21 protein-coding genes and 1 pseudogene are annotated in these 21,235 nt (G+C 63.2%); 6 read left to right on the forward strand and 16 right to left on the reverse strand.

The window, feature by feature from the left end; translation table 11 throughout:
• The first annotated feature begins 24 nt into the window (after positions 1-24).
• Entirely contained in the window at positions 25-1,308 is a 1,284-nt protein-coding gene (locus ACF07D_RS10125) for an ABC transporter substrate-binding protein (RefSeq protein ID WP_391504820.1), read from the forward strand.
• Positions 1,309-1,433: 125 nt separating this feature from the next.
• A pseudogene (locus tag ACF07D_RS10130) lies at positions 1,434-2,558 on the forward strand (ABC transporter substrate-binding protein); the annotation flags it as partial.
• Positions 2,559-2,716: 158 nt separating this feature from the next.
• On the opposite strand, the gene ACF07D_RS10135 reads toward ACF07D_RS10130, so the two are convergent.
• The 4 genes from ACF07D_RS10135 to ACF07D_RS10150 form a co-directional block, all read right to left on the reverse strand.
• Complete coding sequence (locus ACF07D_RS10135) at positions 2,717-4,303, reverse strand: AMP-binding protein (protein WP_391504821.1); 1,587 nt, start codon at positions 4,301-4,303, stop codon at positions 2,717-2,719.
• A gap of 39 nt (positions 4,304-4,342) precedes the next feature.
• Complete coding sequence (locus ACF07D_RS10140; protein WP_391504822.1) at positions 4,343-5,557, reverse strand: acyl-CoA dehydrogenase family protein; 1,215 nt, start codon at positions 5,555-5,557, stop codon at positions 4,343-4,345.
• Positions 5,557-6,579, reverse strand: a complete 1,023-nt coding sequence (locus tag ACF07D_RS10145) for a phosphotransferase family protein (RefSeq protein WP_391504823.1) — start codon at positions 6,577-6,579, stop codon at positions 5,557-5,559. The genes ACF07D_RS10140 and ACF07D_RS10145 overlap by 1 nt, the downstream gene beginning before the upstream one ends.
• A gap of 434 nt (positions 6,580-7,013) precedes the next feature.
• On the reverse strand, positions 7,014-7,649 hold the full coding sequence (locus ACF07D_RS10150) for a QsdR family transcriptional regulator (RefSeq protein ID WP_119284260.1): 636 nt from the start codon (positions 7,647-7,649) through the stop codon (positions 7,014-7,016).
• Positions 7,650-7,987: 338 nt separating this feature from the next.
• Between ACF07D_RS10150 and ACF07D_RS10155 the strand changes: the two genes are divergently transcribed.
• From ACF07D_RS10155 to ACF07D_RS10165, 3 genes are read left to right on the forward strand one after another with little or no spacing between them, the layout of a single operon-like run.
• Positions 7,988-9,211 (forward strand): acetyl-CoA C-acetyltransferase, encoded by a 1,224-nt coding sequence (locus ACF07D_RS10155; RefSeq protein ID WP_391504824.1) that lies wholly within the window; start codon positions 7,988-7,990, stop codon positions 9,209-9,211.
• A 53-nt stretch (positions 9,212-9,264) separates the two neighbouring features.
• Positions 9,265-10,014 carry an SDR family oxidoreductase gene (locus tag ACF07D_RS10160; protein WP_391504825.1) on the forward strand — a complete coding sequence of 250 codons (750 nt, stop codon included), beginning with the start codon at positions 9,265-9,267 and terminating at the stop codon, positions 10,012-10,014.
• On the forward strand, positions 10,011-10,466 hold the full coding sequence (locus ACF07D_RS10165; protein ID WP_119284263.1) for a MaoC family dehydratase: 456 nt from the start codon (positions 10,011-10,013) through the stop codon (positions 10,464-10,466). Before ACF07D_RS10160 ends, ACF07D_RS10165 begins: the two co-directional genes overlap by 4 nt.
• 64 nt (positions 10,467-10,530) lie before the next feature.
• Here ACF07D_RS10165 and ACF07D_RS10170 read toward each other — a convergent pair whose 3' ends face one another.
• From ACF07D_RS10170 to ACF07D_RS10205, 8 genes are all read right to left on the reverse strand, one after another.
• Positions 10,531-11,415: an SseB family protein gene (locus ACF07D_RS10170; protein ID WP_391504826.1), complete on the reverse strand. Its 885-nt coding sequence runs from the start codon at positions 11,413-11,415 to the stop codon at positions 10,531-10,533.
• A gap of 14 nt (positions 11,416-11,429) precedes the next feature.
• Entirely contained in the window at positions 11,430-12,179 is a 750-nt protein-coding gene (gene priA, locus ACF07D_RS10175) for a bifunctional 1-(5-phosphoribosyl)-5-((5-phosphoribosylamino)methylideneamino)imidazole-4-carboxamide isomerase/phosphoribosylanthranilate isomerase PriA (RefSeq protein WP_119284265.1), read from the reverse strand.
• Positions 12,179-12,847, reverse strand: coding sequence for an imidazole glycerol phosphate synthase subunit HisH (gene hisH / locus ACF07D_RS10180; RefSeq protein ID WP_391504827.1), 669 nt, complete (start codon positions 12,845-12,847; stop codon positions 12,179-12,181). The genes priA and hisH overlap by 1 nt, the downstream gene beginning before the upstream one ends.
• Positions 12,844-13,452, reverse strand: coding sequence for an imidazoleglycerol-phosphate dehydratase HisB (gene hisB / locus ACF07D_RS10185; RefSeq protein ID WP_391504828.1), 609 nt, complete (start codon positions 13,450-13,452; stop codon positions 12,844-12,846). Before hisB ends, hisH begins: the two co-directional genes overlap by 4 nt.
• A 10-nt stretch (positions 13,453-13,462) precedes the next feature.
• Positions 13,463-14,287, reverse strand: a complete 825-nt coding sequence (locus ACF07D_RS10190; protein WP_391504829.1) for a cytochrome c biogenesis CcdA family protein — start codon at positions 14,285-14,287, stop codon at positions 13,463-13,465.
• Positions 14,288-14,296: 9 nt separating this feature from the next.
• On the reverse strand, positions 14,297-15,097 hold the full coding sequence (locus ACF07D_RS10195; protein WP_391504830.1) for a DsbA family protein: 801 nt from the start codon (positions 15,095-15,097) through the stop codon (positions 14,297-14,299).
• A 92-nt stretch (positions 15,098-15,189) separates the two neighbouring features.
• Positions 15,190-16,275: a histidinol-phosphate transaminase gene (locus ACF07D_RS10200; protein WP_391504831.1), complete on the reverse strand. Its 1,086-nt coding sequence runs from the start codon at positions 16,273-16,275 to the stop codon at positions 15,190-15,192.
• A gap of 79 nt (positions 16,276-16,354) precedes the next feature.
• On the reverse strand, positions 16,355-16,798 hold the full coding sequence (locus tag ACF07D_RS10205; protein ID WP_391504832.1) for a LysM peptidoglycan-binding domain-containing protein: 444 nt from the start codon (positions 16,796-16,798) through the stop codon (positions 16,355-16,357).
• A 284-nt stretch (positions 16,799-17,082) separates the two neighbouring features.
• Here ACF07D_RS10205 and lexA point away from each other — a divergent pair, with 284 nt between their 5' ends.
• Positions 17,083-17,745 carry a transcriptional repressor LexA gene (gene lexA, locus ACF07D_RS10210; RefSeq protein ID WP_119284272.1) on the forward strand — a complete coding sequence of 221 codons (663 nt, stop codon included), beginning with the start codon at positions 17,083-17,085 and terminating at the stop codon, positions 17,743-17,745.
• A gap of 162 nt (positions 17,746-17,907) precedes the next feature.
• Here the strand turns inward: lexA and ACF07D_RS10215 are convergent, their stop codons facing one another.
• The 4 genes from ACF07D_RS10215 to ACF07D_RS10230 form a co-directional block, all read right to left on the reverse strand.
• Positions 17,908-18,381, reverse strand: coding sequence for a hypothetical protein (locus tag ACF07D_RS10215; protein ID WP_391504833.1), 474 nt, complete (start codon positions 18,379-18,381; stop codon positions 17,908-17,910).
• Positions 18,382-18,394: 13 nt separating this feature from the next.
• Positions 18,395-18,811, reverse strand: coding sequence for a hypothetical protein (locus ACF07D_RS10220; RefSeq protein WP_391504834.1), 417 nt, complete (start codon positions 18,809-18,811; stop codon positions 18,395-18,397).
• Between the two features lie 108 nt (positions 18,812-18,919).
• Complete coding sequence (locus tag ACF07D_RS10225) at positions 18,920-19,336, reverse strand: hypothetical protein (RefSeq protein ID WP_391504835.1); 417 nt, start codon at positions 19,334-19,336, stop codon at positions 18,920-18,922.
• A 95-nt stretch (positions 19,337-19,431) separates the two neighbouring features.
• Positions 19,432-21,216 carry a hypothetical protein gene (locus tag ACF07D_RS10230; RefSeq protein WP_391504836.1) on the reverse strand — a complete coding sequence of 595 codons (1,785 nt, stop codon included), beginning with the start codon at positions 21,214-21,216 and terminating at the stop codon, positions 19,432-19,434.
• Positions 21,217-21,235: the final 19 nt, after the last annotated feature.

Raw genomic sequence — 21,235 nt, forward strand, 5'->3', positions numbered from 1 at the left:
TGACCAGACCGAAAGCTCACATTCATGACACGAATCACCCGCAACACCGTCGTTGCGTCGCTCGCAAGCCTCACCGCACTGGGCCTCGCGCTCACAGCGTGCAGCACTCCCCCGGCAGGCGGCGACTCCGCCGCAACCACACCGGGCGTCACCGACGACACAATCACCATCGGCACGCACACCCCACTCACCGGGCCGGCCGCCCCCGGCTACGCCTCAGTCTCAGCCGGCGCACTCGCATACTTCGCCTACGTCAACGACAACGGCGGCGTCCACGGCCGAAACATCAACTACATCGTCAAAGACGACGCCTACAACCCAGCAAACACCCAAATGGTCGTCCGCGAACTCGTCCAAGACGACCAAGTATTCGCAATCTTCAACGGCCTCGGCACCCCACCACACACCTCCGTCGTCGACTACCTCAACGACAACGGCGTCCCAGACCTCTTCGTGTCATCCGGCTCCACAACGTGGAATCAGCCCAGCAAGTATCCTGCGATGTTCCCATTCAACGCAAACTACGTCGTCGAGGGTTCTGCGCTGGGGCAATACTCAGTCGACAAGCTTCCCGGCAAACAGGTGTGCTTCTTAGGCCAGGACGATGACCTCGGTGGAGACATGCGACGTGGAGTTGAGCTTGTGCTCGGCAGCGATGGGCTCGGCCACGTCGAAGAATACTCGACGTCAAACGCGGATCTCACCGCCCAGATCGGCGCGCTCAAGGGAGCTGGCTGCGAGGCCGTCGTGCTCGCGGCAATTCCCGGGTTCGTATCGCTCTCGATGACAACCGCGGCCCGACTCGCGTGGGAGCCCGTCTGGCTCACCTCATCAATCGGTGCAGACTATCCGGTGCTCCTCGACCTGCTCGGCCAGGAGGGCGAGCAGCTGCTCGAGGGGCTCGTCTCAACCGGCTATCTGCAATCGTCAACCGCAGACAACGGATGGGCTGACCTGTTTCGGCAGATCAACACCGATTACAACGGCGATGCCCAGTTCACTGGCGCGGTGTTCAACGGCATGAGCGCCGCCTACCTCTTCACCGAAGCTCTCGCTGCAGCAGGCCCAGAGCCCACGCGAGAGTCAATTGTCGAGGCAATCCGCTCTGGCCAGCTCGTTGGCAACGGAGTTCTCCCGCTGTCCTTCACCGCCGACGACTATTCCTCGTACACGGGCGTCGGAATCTCGATCGTACGAGACGGGATTCAAGATTTCAGCGACATCGCCTACCAGCTCGTCAACGACAGTGTGAGCCTCCTCGAGCTCGACCCGGTTCCTCTCGTCGGCAACGGCATCCCCGCGCCGTAATTGCGTGAGGTTCTTTCGCCCGCCCCGCAGCCAGTCAGCCCGCAGTATCACAGGATCGGAAAAGAGGTAGACACATGGTTCATGCACACCGACCACGGAGTGGCGGGGGCGCGATCACCGCCGCAATGGCGGTCGCAGCGCTCGCGCTCACAGCGTGCAGCACTCCCCCGGCAGGCGGCGACTCCGCCGCAACCACACCGGGCGTCACCGACGACACAATCACCATCGGCACGCACACCCCACTCACCGGGCCGGCCGCCCCCGGCTACGCCTCAGTCTCAGCCGGCGCACTCGCATACTTCGCCTACGTCAACGACAACGGCGGCATCCACGGCCGAAACATCAACTACATCGTCAAAGACGACGCCTACAACCCAGCAAACACCCAAATGGTCGTCCGCGAACTCGTCCAAGACGACCAAGTATTCGCAATCTTCAACGGCCTCGGCACCCCACCACACACCTCCGTCGTCGACTACCTCAACGACAACGGCGTCCCAGACCTCTTCGTCGCCTCGGGCTCCACGACATGGAACCAGCCGGAGAAGTACCCCTACACCTTCGCGTTCAACGCAGACTACGTCGTCGAGGGGGCTGCCCTGGCGAAGTACGCGAGTGACGAATACCCGGGTCAGACGGTCTGCGTGTATGCGCAGGACGACGACCTGGGGCGCGACACCATCGAGGGCGTCGAACTCGCTCTCGGCGCTGAGGGCATCGCCGACATCCAGCTCTACACGACGTCAAACGCTGACGTGACTGCGCAGATCGGCGCCATGCGCGATGCGGGGTGCGAGATCAATGTACTTGGCGCGATCCCTGGATACGCAGCGCTCGCGATCGACACAGCTGCGCGGCTCGGGTGGTCGCCGCAGTGGTTCGTTGCGTCGATCGGCGCCAACCCGTCAGTGCTCCGGCAGCTCTTGGGTGAAGAAACTGACAAAGATCTCTTGGAGGGCATGGTCGGGGCGAGCTTTCTTCCCGCCGCAGAGGGCGACAGCGACTGGGTCACGTTTTTCCGCGAGATCAACGACGAATACAACCCGACTGAGCCGTTCGATCGCACCGTGTTGAACGGAATGAGCGCTGCGTACCTCTTCGCGGAGGCCCTGCATGCTGCGGGCGAGAACCCAACGAGAGAGGCAGTCGTCAACGCAATCACCTCCGGGGAGCTTCGGGGAACCGGTATCCTCCCGCTTGCGTTCAGTGCTGACAGCCATGCCTCGTATATGGGCGTCGAGATCAGCCGCGTAGAAAAGGGCACCCAGCAATCCGTTGGCCGAGCATACCTGGTCGAGGGTGGCTCTGTCACAGCAGTCGATCCAGAACCGGCACCGTTTGTCCCGGACGGTATCCCTGGCAGATATGGTGAGGTGGGGGCGGTGCTGCGGCACCGCCCCCACACGCACTACGAGGCTTTTGCGGGGTCGAACATGCGCTGCAGTTCTCGTTTCAGAATCTTCCCGCTCGCTCCCAGCGGGAGCTCGTCAACGATGTGCACCACGCGGGGATACTTGTACGATGCCACGTGTTCCTTCGCGAACTCGATGATCTCTGCCGGGTCGATCTCCGTGCCCTCGCGCGGGAGCACGGCCGCGTGAATCTCCTGGCCGCGAATATCGTCGGCGACACCAAACACGGCCGATGCGGCGACTTTGGGGTGCCGCGCGAGCGCTGCCTCCACCTCCGTCGGGTAGACGTTGTAGCCGGAGCGCAGGATCATGTCCTTCTTCCGATCCACGATCGTGAGGATGCCATCGCGATAGGTGCCGAGGTCGCCCGTACGGAACCAGCCGTCGACGATCGCCTCCTTCGTCGCCTCTTCCCGGCCAACATACCCTTTGAATACGTTGTGGCCGCGAACGACAATCTCGCCGAGTCCGTCCTCCTCATCAATGAACTCGATTCGGTTCTCAACGTCAGGGTCTGCGATTGCGACGTCGACGCCCCACAGCGTCTCACCCACCGATCCCGGTATCGTCGGCTTGCCGACCGAGTTCACACTTACGGTCGGTGCGGTCTCGGTGAGGCCGTAGCCCTCATGCGGCGGGACTCCGTAGGCTTCCTCGAACGCCTCAAGCAACGCAACAGGGAGGGCGGCGCCACCCGAGTTCGCGAATCGCAGCGGCGGTCGCGCATCTGTACGTCGTGCCGCTTCGACGAGCCCGACATACATCGTCGGCACGCCGACGAACACTGTCGCCCGGTGCTTCACCATGAGCTCCAGCGCTTGGTCGCCGTCGAATCGTGGCATCAGAATGACCGCGCTCCCCGCTCGGAACGCCATGTTGAGCACCGACGTCTGCCCGAACGTATGGAAGAGCGGAAGCCCTCCGAAGGTCACGTCCCCACTCTGCACCTGCAGGCCATCAATGAGGCCAGAATGCACCTGCTCGATGATCGAAAGATGACTTCCGACAGCCCCTTTTGGAGTGCCAGTAGTACCACTCGTAAACAAGATCGTCGCTGCGTCCAGTGGGCCGGTCGGTTCGATCCGTTTGATTGGCTCGGCCGCAGATGCTTCGACCTCGAGCCTGGCGAAGTCGCCGTGAGCATCGGGCGGCAGCAGAACCGTCAGCAGCGGCACGCCCGCCTCGGCCGCAGCTGGTGCCGCTTCGCCAAGGGAAGTCGCCGAAGCAATCAGCAGATCGGCACCGGCGTCGCGCAGCGTGCGGCTGATCTCCTCTGATTTCAGGAGCAGATGGATTGGCACAACGATCGCGCCAAGCGCGAGCACCGCATAGTAGGCCCGAGGAAAGTCGGGCACATTCGGGATCATGATCGCCACACGGTCACCGCGCCCGATTCCTCGAGCGCGCAGCGCACCAGCGTAGGCCCGAGTCTGGTCCCACAGCTCTCGATAGGTGATTGCGTCGCCGTTGAAATACACGGCCGGATTGTCGCTATGCCGAACCGCTGATTCGCTGAGGATGCTCGCGACGGAGAGCGTTGTGTGCCCTCGACCGTCTACGGCTGGATCGTGCGGGTGTGCCATCGTTGTGTCTCCTTTGACTGGTAGATAGGCGCTCGTCGGTTACAGCTTGAGCTGAGCCCGGCCCAAACTGTTGAGGTGGACTTCGTCGGGCCCGTCAGCGATCCGCAGGGTGCGTACGCCAGCGTAGAGCGCGGCGAGCGGCGTATCATCGCTAACTCCAGCGCCGCCAAAGATTTGGATCGCGCGGTCGATGATTTCCTGTACCGCTCTGGGCACCGCGATCTTGATCGACTGGATCTCAGTCATCGCGGCGCGGTTGCCGACCGTGTCCATCAGCCACGCTGTCTTCAACACCAGGAGACGAAGCGCCTCGAGCTGTATCCGGGACTCGGCGATCCACTCTCGAATCACTCCCTGTTCCGACAGCGGACGCCCGAAGGCGTGCCGGGAGTTCGCACGCTCAATTGCCAGCGACAGTGCACGCTCCCCCATGCCGAGCGCCCGCATGCAGTGGTGAATGCGGCCGGGGCCAAGCCGGGCCTGCGCAATCGCGAAGCCGTCGCCCTCTGCGCCAATGAGGTTCGTCGCGGGAACCCGCACGTCTTCAAACAGCACTTCAGCGTGGCCCCCGTGGTCGCGGTCGTTGTAGCCAAACACCGTGAGCGGGCGCACGACGGTGACCCCCGCAGTGTCACGGGGTACGAGGATCATCGACTGCTGCCTGTGCCGCTCGGCGTCTGGCTCAGTCTTTCCCATCACGATGAAGATCTCAGCTTCGGGATTCATCGCCCCGGTCGACCACCACTTGCGGCCCGAGATCACATAGTCGTCGCCATCGCGCCGGATCAGCGTTCCGATGTTCGTCGCGTCGCTCGACGCCACGTCGGGTTCGGTCATGCAGAATGCCGAGCGGATCTCGGAGTTGAGGAGCGGCTTCAGCCAGCGCTCCTTCTGCTCCGGGGTACCGAAGTCGTTGAGTACCTCCATGTTGCCCGTATCTGGCGCTGCGCAGTTGAGCGCCTCGGGTGCGAGTCGCGGGCTCCAACCCGTGATCTCGGCGACGGCGGCGTACTGCAGGTTCGTCAGCCCGGCAGCCCCGGTCACGGCAGGATCGCCTGGGAGAAACAGGTTCCACAGCCCAAGCTCGCGCGCCTGCGCTTGGAGTTCTCGGACGACGGGCTGCGTGCCCCAATTGTCAGGTTCGGCCGCAAGCTGTTCGTCGAGTCTTGGTTCTGCGGGAATGACAACCTCATCGACAAACTTCCGCACTTTTGCGGTGAGGTCGACGGTAACTTGGTCGTGAGCGAAATCCATCAGAGCACCTTCAATCCATTCTCGGCAAGTGGCCTCACGAGGTCACCTATCCTGTCGAATCCTTCGCCGACGGTGTCGCCGGCCTGGTATCGGTAGTGGATCCCTTCGAGGATCACTGCGAGCTTGTACGCTGCGAACGAGCGGTACCACCGGAGGTCGGGCAGCGTGATCCCGGCCTGCGCCGCGTAGTATTCAGCCAGTTCTTCAAACTCTGGGTATCCAGCAGCTGGATCGACAGCGCTTGCGATGACTCCACTGCCGGCGAGGCTTCCTATCTCCCAGTACAGGGCAAAAATCCCAAGATCGACGAGCGGGTCACCCAGGGTCGCCATCTCCCAGTCAAGGATCGCCGAGACGCGGGGCGGCCTGCCGTCGATCAACGCGTTGTCAAGGCGATAATCACCGTGCACGATCCCAGTACGCGCCGTTTCGGGCACTCCGCCCTCAAGTGTGGTCTGCAGACGCTCGAGGTCGGGTAGCTCCCGCGAACGCGAGGCGTCAAGCTGCCGCCGCCACGTCGAAAGCTGGCGCGCGAGGTAACCGTCAGGCTTACCGAACGACGCGAGCCCAACTGCTTTCACGTCAACAGCATGCAATGCGGCGAGGTGGTGGACGAGTTCAAAGCTCATGCCCCGAATCTCCTCGCGCGTGTACTCAGCGTTCTGAGTGCGGTTTGCTATGACAGCGCCAGGGGCTTTCTCCATGAGAAAAAACGGCGTACCAGTGATCGGCCCAGCAGTGTCATCGACGAGGTCAACAGCAATGGGGACCGGTATCGCCGTGCTAGCGAGCGCAGAGATCACACGATGCTCGCGCGCCATATCGTGCGCGCTCGACAGGACGTGTCCGAGCGGTGGCCGCCGCAGCACGAGCGGCGCCCGAGCTCCCGTGATCGCGTACGTCAGGTTCGAACGGCCGCCAGCGATCACCTCAGCAGTCAGGGGGCCTGTGGCGAGCTCGGGGTGCGCCCCGCTCAACCATTTGGACAACGCGTCAACGTTCAGGCCTGGGATCTCAGGCATCTGCACCTGTCTTCCTGCGGCTCTGCTTCGGGCCGCACCCACAGCATACCGGATGGTCGGTATGTTCGCGACCAATGCGACTAGGGCCCCGACTGCGCACGCACCATACGTCTGGGATCAACGCACCCAATGCCCACATCCACCCAAACCGTCATGCATTCCGCAGATCACGTTGGCATCGAGGGCGCCTGGCAGACACGGCACGACCGCTGAGGCTAGTGCCCCGACTGCGCCCGCACCATACGCCTGAGTTCAACGCACCCAATGCCCACATCCACCCAAACCGTCATGTATTCGGCAGATCGCATTGATATCGAGGGCGCCTGAGGCAGGGCGCACAGCGCAGGCCACACGCCCGACCGGCCGAACGCCGAACAGGGGCACGCCCGACAGTGAGCGCGTGCGGCAGAAGGGCACTGGCGCGCCCGGAGGCACTAGCCGTCGACGCGGAGCAAGAGCCGGAAAGCGGCCCCAGCCCGCTCAACGCTGGGCTCGTCGCCAGAGATCAGGTCAGCGTAGGAGAACGACTCAGACACTCGGGACAGCAGGTAGGCGAGACCGGCAGGGTCAATCGCGCCACCGAGTGGCTCATCCCCGAGCTCCCGGCGAACCAGCCACTCGACCGTCGCGAGGAACCGCCGCTGGATTGGGCTCTCCTTGGTCGTGAGGAGCCGCAGGGCGCGAGCGGGTTCACGCCGCAGGAAGGTTCGGAAGTAGGTTGAGTTGATCAGGCCATCAACAAACTCGGTGAGCATCGCAGCCACTCGGGGAGCCCCGGAGAGGTGCTCGGCTGCGTGCTCGGCTTGCACGAACGTGGGAACAGCAAGCGACCACAGCACTTCACTCAGCAGCGCGTCACGGTTCCCCACCCACCGAAACAGCGAGGTTCGGTCTACCCCGAGGTCCGCCGCAAGCTCACCCATGCTGATTCGATTACCCGCAATGAATGCCTCCCGGGCACCTTCGAACGCGCGCAGCGCGTCGTCTCGAGTGTCAATCCGGTCAGACAAAAGCGATGGTGCGGCTGCAAGCCCGATATCAGCAATGGACGATCCAACTGTGCTCTGCATTCGAATACTCTATCCGGCACGTGCGTTCCCAATGCAACATTTCCAATAACAGTGTCCACATTCTGAGAAATGATGCATACTGGTCACGATCACCGATGATCGGAGAGCCAATGACACAGCCCAACGAAGCGCCCTGGCCTGCGAGCCAGTTGCCGCGCCGATCGATGCTGTGCACACGCCCTGTTCCCCTTCCGAGTACCCGACGCACGTCGCCAACACTGCCGTGCGTACGGAGCTCCGCCACGTTTCGCGGCCACAATCTCGCTCGCTCGCTCCGGCCTGGGGCCCTCAGCGACCACTTGCTTTCCCCCACCCAATCCACTCTCGAGGAGATATAGATGCCAGAGGCATACATCGTTTCAACCGCCCGTTCGCCGATCGGGCGCGCCCGCAAGGGCTCGCTTGCATCGTTACGAGGTGACGACCTCGCTGCCCGCATGGTGCAGGCAGCTCTCGACAAGGTGCCAGGACTCGACCCGACACGGGTCGAAGACATCATTCTCGGGACGGGGCAGCCGGCCGGCGAGCAGGGGTTCAACCTGGCCCGAATCGTCTCGGTGCTCCTCGGTCTTGACACCGTGCCAGGCACGACCGTAAACCGCTACTGCTCGTCGTCCCTGCAGAGCACGCGGATGGCATTCCATGCGATCAAAGCAGGCGAGGGCGACATCTTCGTGTCCGCAGGTGTCGAGATGGTGAGCCGGTTTACCCAGGGCATGGCAGACGCAACTCCGGGTGCGGTGATTGAAAACCCCGTCTTCGCCGATGCGATTGCGCGCACGGAGTCGCGCACTGCCGAGGGCACCCCAACGTGGGAGGATCCGCGCGCGTCTGGGCTACTCCCCGACCCGTACATCGCGATGGGCCAGACCGCGGAAAACGTCGCGCAGTTGCACGGCATCACGCGTGACGAGCAGGATGCGTTCGCCGCTCGCTCCCAGCAGCGCGCCGAAGCAGCGATCGCTTCGGGCTTCTGGTCCCGCGACATCACCCCGGTCACTCTCGCAGACGGCACTGTTGTCGCCGCGGATGATGGCCCTCGTCCCGGCGTCACCCTCGAGGCCCTCGCCGGCCTCGATCCTGTTTTCCGCCCCGACGGCACTGTCACCGCGGGTAACTGCTGCCCGCTCAACGACGGCGCTGCAGCCGTCGTTGTCGTATCCGAGAGGGTCGTGAACGAGCTCGGCTTGCAGCCGCTCGCACGGATCGTGTCGACCGGAGTCAGCGGCCTCTCCCCCGAGATCATGGGGCTCGGCCCGGTCGAAGCATCGAAGCGTGCGCTCTCGCAGGCTGGCCTCGCGATCGGCGACATTGACCTCGTAGAGATCAATGAGGCATTCGCAGCTCAGGTCATCCCATCCGCCCGAGAGCTTGGTATCGATGAAGATCGACTCAACGTCCACGGAGGCGCGATTGCTGTCGGCCATCCGTTCGGCATGACGGGTGCGCGCATCACCTCAACACTCATCAACGGCTTGCGGGAGACCGGCGGTCGCTACGGCCTCGAAACCATGTGCGTCGGCGGTGGTCAAGGAATGGCCATGGTGCTCGAGCGCCTGTAGCCCCACCCTCCCATCCGCGGGAACATCTTCACCTCATTCGAAAGGAATCCAACATGAATCGCATTGCCATCGTGACAGGAGCGGCGCGGGGTATCGGCGCGGCTACCGCGCTTCGGCTCGCCAAGGATGGCCACGCCGTCGCCGTGCTCGATCTCGACGAGTCGTCGTGCGCTGACACAGTGACAGCCATCACCGAGGCAGGCGGGCGGGCTATCGCCGTGGGTGCAAACGTCGCAGACAGTGCCGCGGTCGACGCAGCCGTCGCGCGGGTCACCGAGGAGCTCGGCGCGCCGACAATCCTCATCAACAACGCGGGCATCATCCGCGACAACATGCTCTTCAAGATGACCGAAGATGACTGGGACGCGGTGCTCGGCGTGCACCTGCGTGGTGCCTTCCTCATGAGCCGCGCGGTGCAAAAGCACCAGGTCGAGGCGGGGTGGGGTCGCATCGTGAACCTGTCGAGCACTTCGGCGCTCGGTAACCGCGGCCAGGCGAATTACTCGGCCGCGAAGGCAGGAATGCAAGGCTTCACGAAGACGCTCGCAATCGAGCTTGGCCGATACGGCGTCACGGCGAACTCGATCGCGCCGGGCTTCATTGTCTCGGACATGACGCGGGCCACCGCGGATCGGATGGGCGTGCAGTTCGACGACTTCGTCGGCCACATGGTCTCCGAGATTCCCGTCGCACGCGCAGGCAAACCTGAAGACATTGCGAACGCGGCAGCCTTCTTCTGCTCAGAAGAGGCCAGCTTCGTCTCGGGTCAGGTGCTGTACGTGGCCGGAGGGCCGAAGGCATGACTATCTCGGTGTCGAATCCCGCGGCGCTACCCGACGCGATCGGGCAGTCGGCAGTGAGCGACTGGCTGCTCGTCGATCAGGATCGGATTCAGGCGTTTGCCGATGCCACTGGCGACCACCAGTGGATCCACCTCGATGTCGAGCGCGCAGCCGCCGGCCCCTTCGGCTCGACGATTGCGCACGGCTACCTCACCCTGTCACTGATCCCTCACCTGAGTGGCGGCCTAATCGATATCGGCAACGTCGCGATGGCGGTGAACTACGGCCTAGATCGCGTTCGCTTCCTGCAGCCAGTAAAAGCTGGGTCGCGGGTGCGAGCACGGGTCGAGATTGTCTCGGCCGAGGAGAGCAAGCAGGGCTGGCGGGTCGGGTCGAAGACAACGATTGAGATCGATGGCGAGGATACGCCCGCGCTCGTCGCGGAGACAATCGCGCTCTACGTCGCCGGCTAACGCCACCACGAGAGCGGGCGGGTGACGAGCAGGCATCCACCCGCCCGTTCTCGCGTGGCCTCCGTCAGGAAGCCCTCGGAACGAAGCGCATCGAATCGACGCGCTCGGCGATGAGTTCAATCCTTGCCCAGCGTTCCTGCAGCGCCCCGAGCAGCGCAGTGAGGCCGTCTCGGTCGAGTCCATCTTCAAGCAGGAGGTGCACTTCGGTCTCGGGCGCGGTGAGGTCACCCACCGGGTCGCCTGGGAGGAGTGCGAGCGCGCGTAGCGATGGCTCGCCTGCTGCACCTTCGAGAAACGCCTGGCGCACGGCAGGGTCTGCCCATGCGGGGAGCTGCGGCGTGCCGAGCGCCATCGGCTCAAGCTCAGGTCGCCGAACCCCAAACTGTACGTCAAGCGATCCTGGATCGACAATGATGAGGTCGGTTCCCTCTTGAGCCGCGGCGATCGCCGCCTGCGGTCCCGGGACCGGGATCGGCCTGGAGCCTGGATTCCAGCGTTGCATCGCCTCGACGGATGAGAAGACTGGCATCACCCGCCTGCCGTCAGGGCTCGCCACAGTCACGATCGAGAGCTCCTGCGTCTTCTCCACAATCCTGCCGTCGGGGGTCTCCCCGAGCTCGCCAGCCTCCGCGAGCAACGGCACGAGCACCCGGCTCTTCGAGAGCTCGATGAGCACGGCCTGTCGCAGCGCGGCAAGTTCCTCGATGACCGCAGGCGCGGCACCGTCAGCGCGGTAGCGCTCCCCTGCCGCGCGCATCGCCGCGACAGCCGCCGCTAGCGCCGGGGGCGTGGCACCGTCGTCGTCGGCGAAGGCTGTTTCGTGATGGTCGAACGTTCGGCCAGCCCACGGAAACCCCGCCGAGTCGGCAGCGCCGCCAGCAACGAGGCTCTCGGGAACCCCGGTCGACCGCGGGGTGTCACCCGTCGACGGAAGCTTCTTGATCGCCATGCTGAGGCCCGCCGCTACCTGCCGGCGACGTCGAGGGCTGCCGGCAGCGTGAACGCGCCATCGTAGAGCGCCTTGCCGATAATGGCGCCCTCAACCCCGTGAGGCACGGCCTCGCGAAGCGTCGCGATGTCGTCAAGGGTGGAGATTCCGCCTGACGCGACCACCGGGCGGTCTGTGCGCGAACAGACCTTCTTGAGTAGCTCAACGTTTGGGCCGGCCATCATGCCGTCCTTCGTCACATCAGTGACGACGTACCGCGGGCACTCAGCATCCTCGAGACGCTCAAGCACGTCCCACAGATTGCCGCCGTCCTCAGTCCAGCCGCGCGTCGCAAGAGTCTCTCCACGCACGTCAAGTCCAACCGCGATCTGCTCTCCATAGTGCGCGATCACCGCACGAGTCCACTCAGGGTTCTCAAGCGCTGCCGTGCCGAGGTTGACGCGCGCCGCGCCCATCTCGAGCGCCGCCTCAAGGCTCTTGTCGTCGCGGATACCACCGGAGAACTCAATCTTCACTCGGCTTCCCGCACGGGCGATAATCTTGCGGGCAACACCGACGTTGGTGCCGCGCCCGAAGGCCGCGTCGAGGTCGACAAGGTGGATCCATTCGGCGCCCTGTTCGATCCAGTCCATCGCCGCGTCGACCGGGCTGCCGTAGTTCGTCTCGGTTCCTGCCGCGCCCTGCGTGAGCCGCACGGCCTTGCCATCGACCATGTCGATCGCGGGCAGTAGTTGCAGCTTCGGGCTCGTCGCGAGCTCGGTCATCAGTTCTCCTTGGTGGTGCGGGTAGGGGTCAGAGAATTGATCCAGTTGCGCAGCAGCTGGATCCCGGCCTCGCCGGACTTCTCTGGGTGAAACTGTGTGGCGCTCAGTGGACCGTTCTCGACCGCAGCAATGAATGGCTCGCCGTACTCAGACCACGTCACTTTCGGAGCTGTCGCTGCAGAGCGGCCCTCAAGTGTCCAGTCGGTCGCCGCATTCGAATGCACGAAGTAGAAGCGTTCGTCTCCGAGGCCACGCAGCAGTACTGAGTCCTCGGGCACCGAAACGGTATTCCAGCCCATGTGCGGCAGCGTCTGAGCTTCGAGCTGACGGACGGTCCCCGGCCACTCGCCGAGCCCCTCTGTCTCGACGCCACGCTCGATTCCGCGCTCGAACATCACCTGTAGTCCGACGCAGACGCCGAGCACCGGCCGACCGCCTGCGAGCCGCCGACCGATAAGCTCGTGACCCTGGATCGCGCGCAACTGCGCCATCACTGCATCGAACGCACCGACGCCGGGCACGAAAAGCCCGTCAACTTCCATGACCGTCTGCGGGTCGGCCGTGAGCTCGACGTCGGCGCCAGCACGAATCAACGCTTTCACCGCGGAGTGCACGTTGCCCGACCCGTAATCGAGTACGGCTACGCGCGGTGCACCGCCTGCGCTCACAGGGCGCCCTTTGTGGACGGAATGCCGGTCACAAGCGGATCCTTCGCCTTCGCGGTGCGGAACGCACGCGCGAACGCCTTAAATTCAGCCTCAGCGATGTGGTGTGGGTCACGACCCTCGATGAGTCGGAGGTGCACTGACAGTCGGGCGTTCATTGTGATCGCCTCGAAGAAGTGGCGCACCATTGAGCCGGTGAAGTGGCCGCCGATAAGGTGAAACTCGAAGCCAGCGGGCTCGCCGGAGTGGACAAGGTATGGCCGGCCCGAGATGTCGACGACGGCCTGCGCGAGCGCTTCATCGAGCGGCACGAATGCGTCGCCGTAGCGCGAGATGCCGCTCTTGTCACCGAGCGCCTCGAGGATTGCCTGCCCGAGCAGGATCCCGGTGTCCTCGACGGTGTGGTGCACATCGATATGGACGTCGCCCTCGGCCCGCACCGTGAGGTCGGTGAGCGAGTGCCGCGCGAATGCCGTGAGCATGTGATCGAAGAACGGCACCCCAGTCTCGATGTCGGCTTCGCCGGTACCGTCAAGGTTCAGGCTCAGTCGAATAGCGGACTCACTGGTGGCGCGTTCAAGCGTCGCGATGCGTGCAGCTGCGGTCATGTTCTCGATCCTACCGCGCGGCGTCGGTTGCCCGCTGCCTCGCGCGCCAACGCATCGCGGCCCAAACGGCGAGCGCGAGCCCCGCCCCGATCGCGAGCACGAGCAGGTTCGAGACCCCCGAGGTCGCCCGCATGATGTCGGCCTCGAGACCCGCCTGCGTGCTCGCGTCGAGTACCCCGGTGAACTTCTGCGCGCCGTCGGTAACAAGCATGAATACACCGACAGCGATCGTCAGGAGTCCGCCGATGACGTTCGACCAGGCGTTCCGCCAGCGTCCGATCACGAGTTCACGCGGTCGCATGAGTGCGCGCACACCAGGGATTCGCGTCCACACGAGCGCGAGCAGCAGCAGCGGAACTGTCATTCCCGCGGCGTAGAGCAGCATCGTGAACCCACCCATGAGCGCATTGCCACCGAACGCTGCCATCGCGAGAACCGCACCGAAGATCGGCCCGGCGCATCCGCCGGCAAGCCCGTACACCGCGCCAAGCGCGTACACCGATGCGACCGAAGTCCCCTTCGCACTCTGCTGACGAGTAAGGGCCGGAAGCGGAACTCCAAGCAGCATCACCGCCCCCAGCACGATCACGAGCACGAGCACCCAGGTCATGATGCCGCTCCGGTGCGCGGCCACCCACGCGCCGAGGGTGCCTGCCAGCAGACCGAGTGGCACGAGCGCAGTCGCGAGCCCGAGAAAGAAGCCGCCTGTGCGCGAGAAGAGTTCGCGCGGGCTGTGGAACGCGTAGGCGAAGAACGCCGGCAGCACCATCACCGAGCAGGGGCTGAGAAGCGCGAGAGTTCCGCCAAGGAACGCGCCGAGCAAGCTCAGATCCATGCGGAGCCGTTACTTCTTGGCGTCTTCGATGGCAGCGTCAAGCTGTGCCCGGAACGTCTCTACCGGCTGCGCGCCAGACATGACCTGGCCGCAGCCAGTGGTCGCGAAGAACGGCACCCCGGTCACACCGATCGACTGCGCTTCCGCGGTGTCCTTGCGCACGGCATCTTCGAACTTGCCACTCTCGACGTCAGCAGTGAACGCTGGGATGTCTTTCACGCCGACATCCTTCGCGAACGAGACAAGCGTGTCGACTGTGAGCTCACCGTTGGCGTCATGCGCGCTCTCGGGCGCGTGGTAGACGGCATCGTAGAACTCAAAATACTTGCCCTGCTCCCCCGCCGCGCGCGAGGCGGCCGCGATGAGGATCGAGTTCTCGCCGCCGACGAGCGCCGCGTCGTGGATCTCGAGCCGGACCTTGCCGGTCTCGACGTACTCTTCGATCAGCACGGGCAGCGTGTCTCGCGAGAAGGAGCCGCAATACGGGCAGCGGAAGTCTGTCCACTCGTGCAACACGACCGGCGCATCGATGTCGCCGAGCGCCCTCGGGTCGTTGGGATCGAGGCGATCGACAACCGGGCAGGTATCGGCCGTCTGCTCTCCGTCGTTTCCGGCGCCCTCTGCGCCAGCACCTTGACCGGTGGTTGAGCCGCTCGCCCCGGAGCCCCCGGTCGTTCCTTGCAGCCCCTGAGCACCGAGGGCTGCAACAAGCAGCAATGCGACGGCAGCGAGGATGACTGTCGCCAAGCGCATGCGACGGTAGCGGCGTTCAAGGGAAGGGCGGTCGAGCGACTCGATGGGCTGAGGCATGCAACCGAGCCTAACTGGCTTTCCCGATAGTTTTGCCGTTAAACCTTTGGTGCCCGCAGCATCCGACCGCATTCGCTGCCAGCCTGGATCACCTAGACAGCGCCTGCCGGGCCAAACTCTGTGATCGCCGCGATAACAGCGGACGTCTCTTCAGCTGTACCAGCAGTGATGCGGACGTGGCCGGCTATCCCGAGGTCGCGAACGAGAATGCCTTGGGCGCGAAGGCGTTCAAATACCTCGCTTGGATCGGCGAATCCACCGACGAGCAAGAAGTTCGAGCCCGACTCGTGGACAACGTATCCGAGGCCGGTGAGCGCACCTGCCAGCCGGTCTCGCTGGGCGCGAATTTCGTCGACGGTGGCGAGCATCGCGTCGGCGTGCTTCACAGCAGTAGTCGCAGCGGCCTGTGTCAGGCCGGAGAGGTGGTACGGGAGCCGAACAAGGCGGAGCGCGTCAACAATGGCGCTGTCTGCAGCAAGATAGCCAAGTCGGACCCCCGCGAAGGCGAAGGCCTTGCTCATCGTCCTGCTGACAATCAGACGGTGGCGGCCTTCGAGCAGCGAGATTGCGGTCTCGTTCTCGGTGTCGAACTCTTTGTAGGCCTCGTCGACGACGAGGATGCCATCGAACGCGTCGTATGCCGCGAGGATCGTCTCAAGCGCCATCGGGGTGCCTGTGGGGTTGTTTGGAGCGCAGAGCACGACGATGTCGGGTTTGTGCTCGGCAATCGCCGAGACAACGAGCTCGGGGGTCACGGTGTAGTCAGCATTGCGGGGAACTCCGATCCACCCGGTGTCGGTACCGCCGGCGAGCAACGGGTACATCGAGTAGGTGGGAGTGAAGCTCATCAGCGTGCGACCGGGCCCACCGAACGCCTGCAGGATCTGCTGGAGCACTTCGTTCGAGCCGTTCGCCGCCCACACCTGTTCGGGGGTGAGGCCGTGGCCCAGGTAGCCGGCGAGTGCCTCGCGCAGACCGATGAACTCGCGGTCTGGGTAGCGGTTCACGTTGCGCAGTGCGGCAGCAAGCGCCTCCGTCGCTTCCGCGATGAAGGCCTCGGGAAGAGGGTGCGTGTTCTCGTTCACGTTGAGACTCACCGGGACCGCAGCCTGCGGTGCGCCGTACGGGGTCTTACCGACGAGATTGTCACGGAGAGGGAGATCGCTCAATTCAGCCACCTCTTTAGTCTACTCAGCGGCCACCGACGATTACTCGGCCACGAAAGAAAGGGCACCAACTGCGCCGGGCAACTGCCAACTACGAGAGGTCGGACGCCGGGAAGGTCGCCTCGTCGCCCGCGAAGCGCAGAGGAACAGCAATCGCATCGCCGGCTTGCAGGTCTGCTGCCTGCATCTGATTCAGACGCTGAATTTCTGCCACCACGTCGCGGGGGTCTGCGGTCGGCTCCAGTGCGGAAGCAATACTCCACAGCGAGTCGCCCGACTGCGCCACAACGTATGGAAACTCCTGCGAGCTTGCCGCGCCGTTGGCGACCGCGCCAGGGGCCGCGAACGACGCCGCGACGCCAAGCGCCCCAGCAATAAGAATGGTGGCAAGACCCCCAAAGACCACGCGCCCGCGGCGAGTCAGCTTGAGCCGGGTCTTGGGTGCGGTGGCGGTCGGGGAAAAGACAGCGCGCACGCTGGCCCGGTCTGCATCGATGCGGGGGCCCATTGCGGTGACAGTTGCTGTAGCAGTCATGAGGGGTTCCTCTCTTGAGAGTGTTCGAACAAATACCGTTCGGTCGAACATCTATTTCGAATATATCTTCGAATGAACGATTTCGCAAGGCAAGAATTCGAAGAAGTTTGACGCGAATACGCGCGACACTCGAACAAATGTTTGCCTCGCCTCGAACATCCGAGCTAGGGTTCGAACAGTGCCCTCACCTAACCAGTGACCACCGACATTCACCGTTTCTCCGTGAATAGCAGCCCGACTCCAGCGGCCAATCGGCCGCGGTCCCAGACTCGAGAGGACGAGCCATGAGCGATCTGGCCTCACCCCCACAAAAGCCGTTGACCGAAAAGCAGCAGGCGATCCTCGAGTTCATCGCGCGCTCCGTTGAGTCACGGGGCTACCCGCCGAGCATGCGCGAGATCGGCGACGCCGTCGGACTCTCGTCACTGTCGAGCGTCACACACCAGCTCAGCCGCCTCGAGCTCGGGGGCTACATCCGGCGAGACCCCAACCGCCCACGCGCGCTCGAGATCCTCGTCGAGCTCGCGGTCACGAGCAGCGCCATCGCAGACGCGCCGGCTACGGAGACCCAGGAGACCGCATACGTTCCGCTGGTGGGTCAGATCGCCGCAGGCGTTCCAATCACCGCCGACCAGCAGGTCGAGGAGGTCGTACCGCTCCCCCGCCAGCTCGTGGGCGACGGCCAGCTGTTCATGCTGAAGGTTGTCGGAGATTCGATGATTGACGCTGCGATCTGCGACGGCGACTTCGTCGTCGTGCGCCAGCAACGCGAGGCAGACAACGGCGACATCGTCGCCGCCATGCTCGATGGCGAAGCAACCGTGAAGGTGTTCAGACGGCGCGACGGCCACACATGGCTGCTGCCCCGAAATAGCGCTTTCGAGCCGATTCTTGGCGACCATGCCGAGGTACTCGGGAAGGTCGTCGCGGTCTTCCGCTCCGTCTAACTCGCACGCCCAAGGTGATCGCGTCGACGATGTGGCTTCCGGGTCGACGAGGCTAGCCGCAGTGACCCTGCCCAGTCTCGGACCGCTCCGATCCCGATGGTCTCGAGCACCCCGGCCTTCACGCAACACAGCACGCACTCCTGCCGCTGCTCGGTGTAACCGCTAGAGTTCGGGGGCCTCACCGCCAGGGCTGAAGAAGCATTCAGAAGCCGACGACAACCGGATCTGGTCCGGAGCAAACCCTGTAGCGACACGAACTGTTGTGCCTGTTTCTGGATCGGTGATCCCTAACCTGTGTTGCCGGAAAACGTCAGGATCTGAATGCGTTTCGTAGCCGGCCTTTGTGAAGTGGTCTTCAAGGTCCTGGATGATTGCGTCGGTATCAGTGCCTGCAGCGACGGTGATCACTGCGTCACCATGCCACCGATACCAGCTCCTCCGACATACAGATAGCTCACCCGTTCCGGCCTGCGCAAACTTCACAAAGACACCTTCAGGCGTCGCGCCTGCGAGCTCACGCTCCATTGATTGAGTCGCGGCCTTCACCTCCGCAAAAGACGGACGCTCCGCGGGTTGCGCGCACCCTGCGAGGGCGAGCAACCCAACGAGGAGACCGATGACGCTTTGCGGTTTCATTGTTGGCCGATGCTTAGAAGTCGCCACCGGGGTATACGCCCTCGGGGAGCACAAAACACTCAGACGACCCTAGAAAATCGATGTGGGTCGGTTCCAGGCCTTCCCCGATGAGAACATCGGTTGTAGTTTCGGGGTCTTTTACCCCAATCTGGTAATTCCCATCGATATCTAGGCTGTTTCTTATGATGTATTTCGTGTTTGCGTAGTGGGTTTCGATGTCGCGGACGATCGCTTCGATATCGGTGCCTTCAGCAACAGTGATGGTCATTCCGCCGTACCAGCTGTGTGATTCTTCTCCACATTGAAACAAAGTGCCTGTATCGGACTCTCTCACATGAATAACGACGTCTTTGGGGATCAGGGCCGCGATTTCACGTTCCATTTCCTGGGTAGCCGCTTTTGCTTCCTGCCACGTCAGTTCTGTGTCCACTTCCGGCTCCTTCTGTGATGCCGGCATGAGCGATGAACACCCGGCCAGACTCAGCAGCCCCACGACAAGACCGATAACGCTTTGCGGTTTCACTGTGGTGACCGAGGCCTAGAAGTCGCCGCCGGGGTAGACGCCTTCGGGGAGCACGAAGCACTCAGAGGCTGACGACAGATCGATGTGGGTTGATTCGAGGCCTTCTCCTACGAGGATGCGTATCGTGGTTTCTGGGTCTTTCACCGCGATGTTGTAGTTCCCGTTGAAGTCCAACCGGTTGCTTGTCAGATAGTTCGTGCTTGCGTAGTGGGTTTCGATGTCGCGGACGATTGCTTCGATGTCGGTGCCTTTAGCGACGGTGATGGTCATGCCGCCGAACCAGCGGTCCGAGCCGTCGCTGCAGGGCATGAGCGTTCCTGTGTCTACTTGGTAGACGTCGACGATGACGTCTTTGGGGATGAGATCCGCGATTTCACGTTCCATTTCCTGGGTCGTGGCTTTTGCTTCTTGCCACGTCAGTTTTGTGTCCACTTCTGGCTCCTTTTGTGACGCTGCCGTAAGCGTTGAGCACCCGGTCAGACTCAGCAACCCTACGACGATCATCGAGGTGAGTACGTGTTTCGTGTTCATCGTTCGAGCGCCTTCTTCAACGTGTCAATCACATCTTGGTTGTCATCGTCGGTGGTGGCGATGAGGTTGTGGTTGGCTACGAGTTCGTTCAGGTCGGGGGTGTCGCCCCCATAGCCTGGGTAGACCAGGCTCGTGAACGCGGGGTCTCGTCGGGGGTATCGTCCTTCGCCGACGTAGCCCTCTCGCTGCGCACGCGTCAGAACGTCCTCGTAGGAAACGTCAAGGTAGGCGGTTGTGGCTGCGGGTTCCCAATCGGGGAGCATCCAGGCCCCAGCGAGCGAGATCACCTTGTCGTAGCGGGCTCCCGCGACTTCAGAACTCGTGAGGTTCGCGAGTCCCCAACTGTGGCCGACACCCATCTGCTTCACGCCGGAAAGATAGGGGTCTGCCCGCATTCCGGCTTGGAAGCGCTCGAGTTGTTCGCCTGCTGATCGCCCGAATTCGAGGTCGTTTGCTTCGGTGATTCGAAGCATGTTCGCGTTCCCGGTTTTCTCGTTTTCTCCGGGGAAGATCCCGTCTTTGTACACGAACGCGACACTCCCCGGAAGCCCCTTTTTCCCGGTCAAGTACTTGGCGATGTGTTGGACGCCGCCGTTGTGGAACGAGTGGAGGCTGGTGTAGGTGCCTGGTACGTAGGTGATTGCTCGGATGGTGTCTGGGCCGGGGGTGCCGAGCATCTCGACGATGCGAGAAGCCGCGGGATCGTAGAGGTACAGCTGGACTTCCCCGTTGACGACCTTGGTAAGGTACTCGATCTGCTTTTGCAGGTGGGACGCGTTCTTGTCGCCAGGCTTTAACGCGGCGAGTTCTGCTTCGATAGTCTTCATGATGCGTTCCGCGTTGTACTTGTTCGCGGTGACGCGTGCGAGGGCGGGCATCCCGTCAAGAGCCCCCAGCACGTGCGCGTACTTTTTCAGGATCTTGTCTGCGTCAAATCCGGGGGTTGCTGTCAGAAGTTGCCATATCGAGGCGACTTGCTTGACGGAGAGTGTCCCCCCAAGGAGAAGCTGCTGGAGTGCTTCGGGGTTATCCGCGACGACAGCTAGCGTGATGAGGAAATCGTTGATGCGAAAGGCTCGTAGGCTGTCGAACGCGTCAGCGACCGCCGTCATCCATGTTTCATCGCGCCGGTTCTCGTCAATCAACCTTGAGAACCCGTCCAGCATGGGGGCGATAGCGATCGACGTCCAGGAACACGACCCCTGAAACGATGCCGTAGCGGAGTGCACTGCGGTGAGGGCTGACTCCATCCTGCGTGTGAGTCCTTGTGAGGTGGTGACAAAGTGCCGTAGCCGTTCCGGATCTGCAGAACTTGTCCCTTTCGCCCCACCGTTGGCGACGTGTCTGGTGCGTGCGCTGGGACTGAACGATGCGGTGATGTGTGGGGACGCTACCGGGATCGAGTCTGGTTCCGGTTCCGGGTACCCAGCAGGGGCAGGGAGCCCTTGAACTGATGCGGCGTACTCTTCTTGCCGTCTCGCATCGTCGCGTTGTTTCCAGGCGTCGTGCGCTGTTTGCCGGTCGCGTTCTTTCCTCGCTGCGGCCTTCGCGTCCTGCACCTGCCCACGCACCTCGTCCAGGAGTCTTGCAAGGCGTCCCCGTTCCTGACTCTCCGTCTGGGCAGCGGTCACGAACAGGCGCGAGTATCCGCCCTTGAAATCGGTGACGGCAGCAGTGACTGCGTTGGAGCGGATGTAGCCGATGCCACGGAGTGTGTCGTCGGCTGCCTCGAGCGCTTGGGCGAGTGCGTCTGCGACGCCGTCGTCAAATTGGATAGCCAAGCCACACTCCTTCCGACAC

Source organism: Leucobacter sp. NPDC015123, assembly GCF_043080205.1.
Lineage (GTDB): Bacteria > Actinomycetota > Actinomycetes > Actinomycetales > Microbacteriaceae > Leucobacter > Leucobacter aridicollis_A.

Bases quoted from the DNA above. Each gene is read 5' to 3' on its own strand.
- ACF07D_RS10125 (WP_391504820.1), top strand. From the start codon at position 25: ATGACACGAATCACCCGCAACACCGTCGTTGCGTCGCTCGCAAGCCTC.
- ACF07D_RS10135 (WP_391504821.1), bottom strand. From the start codon at position 4,303: ATGGCACACCCGCACGATCCAGCCGTAGACGGTCGAGGGCACACAACG.
- ACF07D_RS10140 (WP_391504822.1), bottom strand. From the start codon at position 5,557: ATGGATTTCGCTCACGACCAAGTTACCGTCGACCTCACCGCAAAAGTG.
- ACF07D_RS10145 (WP_391504823.1), bottom strand. From the start codon at position 6,579: ATGCCTGAGATCCCAGGCCTGAACGTTGACGCGTTGTCCAAATGGTTG.
- ACF07D_RS10150 (WP_119284260.1), bottom strand. From the start codon at position 7,649: ATGCAGAGCACAGTTGGATCGTCCATTGCTGATATCGGGCTTGCAGCC.
- ACF07D_RS10155 (WP_391504824.1), top strand. From the start codon at position 7,988: ATGCCAGAGGCATACATCGTTTCAACCGCCCGTTCGCCGATCGGGCGC.
- ACF07D_RS10160 (WP_391504825.1), top strand. From the start codon at position 9,265: ATGAATCGCATTGCCATCGTGACAGGAGCGGCGCGGGGTATCGGCGCG.
- ACF07D_RS10165 (WP_119284263.1), top strand. From the start codon at position 10,011: ATGACTATCTCGGTGTCGAATCCCGCGGCGCTACCCGACGCGATCGGG.
- ACF07D_RS10170 (WP_391504826.1), bottom strand. From the start codon at position 11,415: ATGGCGATCAAGAAGCTTCCGTCGACGGGTGACACCCCGCGGTCGACC.
- priA (WP_119284265.1), bottom strand. From the start codon at position 12,179: ATGACCGAGCTCGCGACGAGCCCGAAGCTGCAACTACTGCCCGCGATC.
- hisB (WP_391504828.1), bottom strand. From the start codon at position 13,452: ATGACCGCAGCTGCACGCATCGCGACGCTTGAACGCGCCACCAGTGAG.
- ACF07D_RS10190 (WP_391504829.1), bottom strand. From the start codon at position 14,287: ATGGATCTGAGCTTGCTCGGCGCGTTCCTTGGCGGAACTCTCGCGCTT.
- ACF07D_RS10195 (WP_391504830.1), bottom strand. From the start codon at position 15,097: ATGCCTCAGCCCATCGAGTCGCTCGACCGCCCTTCCCTTGAACGCCGC.
- ACF07D_RS10205 (WP_391504832.1), bottom strand. From the start codon at position 16,798: ATGACTGCTACAGCAACTGTCACCGCAATGGGCCCCCGCATCGATGCA.
- lexA (WP_119284272.1), top strand. From the start codon at position 17,083: ATGAGCGATCTGGCCTCACCCCCACAAAAGCCGTTGACCGAAAAGCAG.
- ACF07D_RS10215 (WP_391504833.1), bottom strand. From the start codon at position 18,381: ATGAAACCGCAAAGCGTCATCGGTCTCCTCGTTGGGTTGCTCGCCCTC.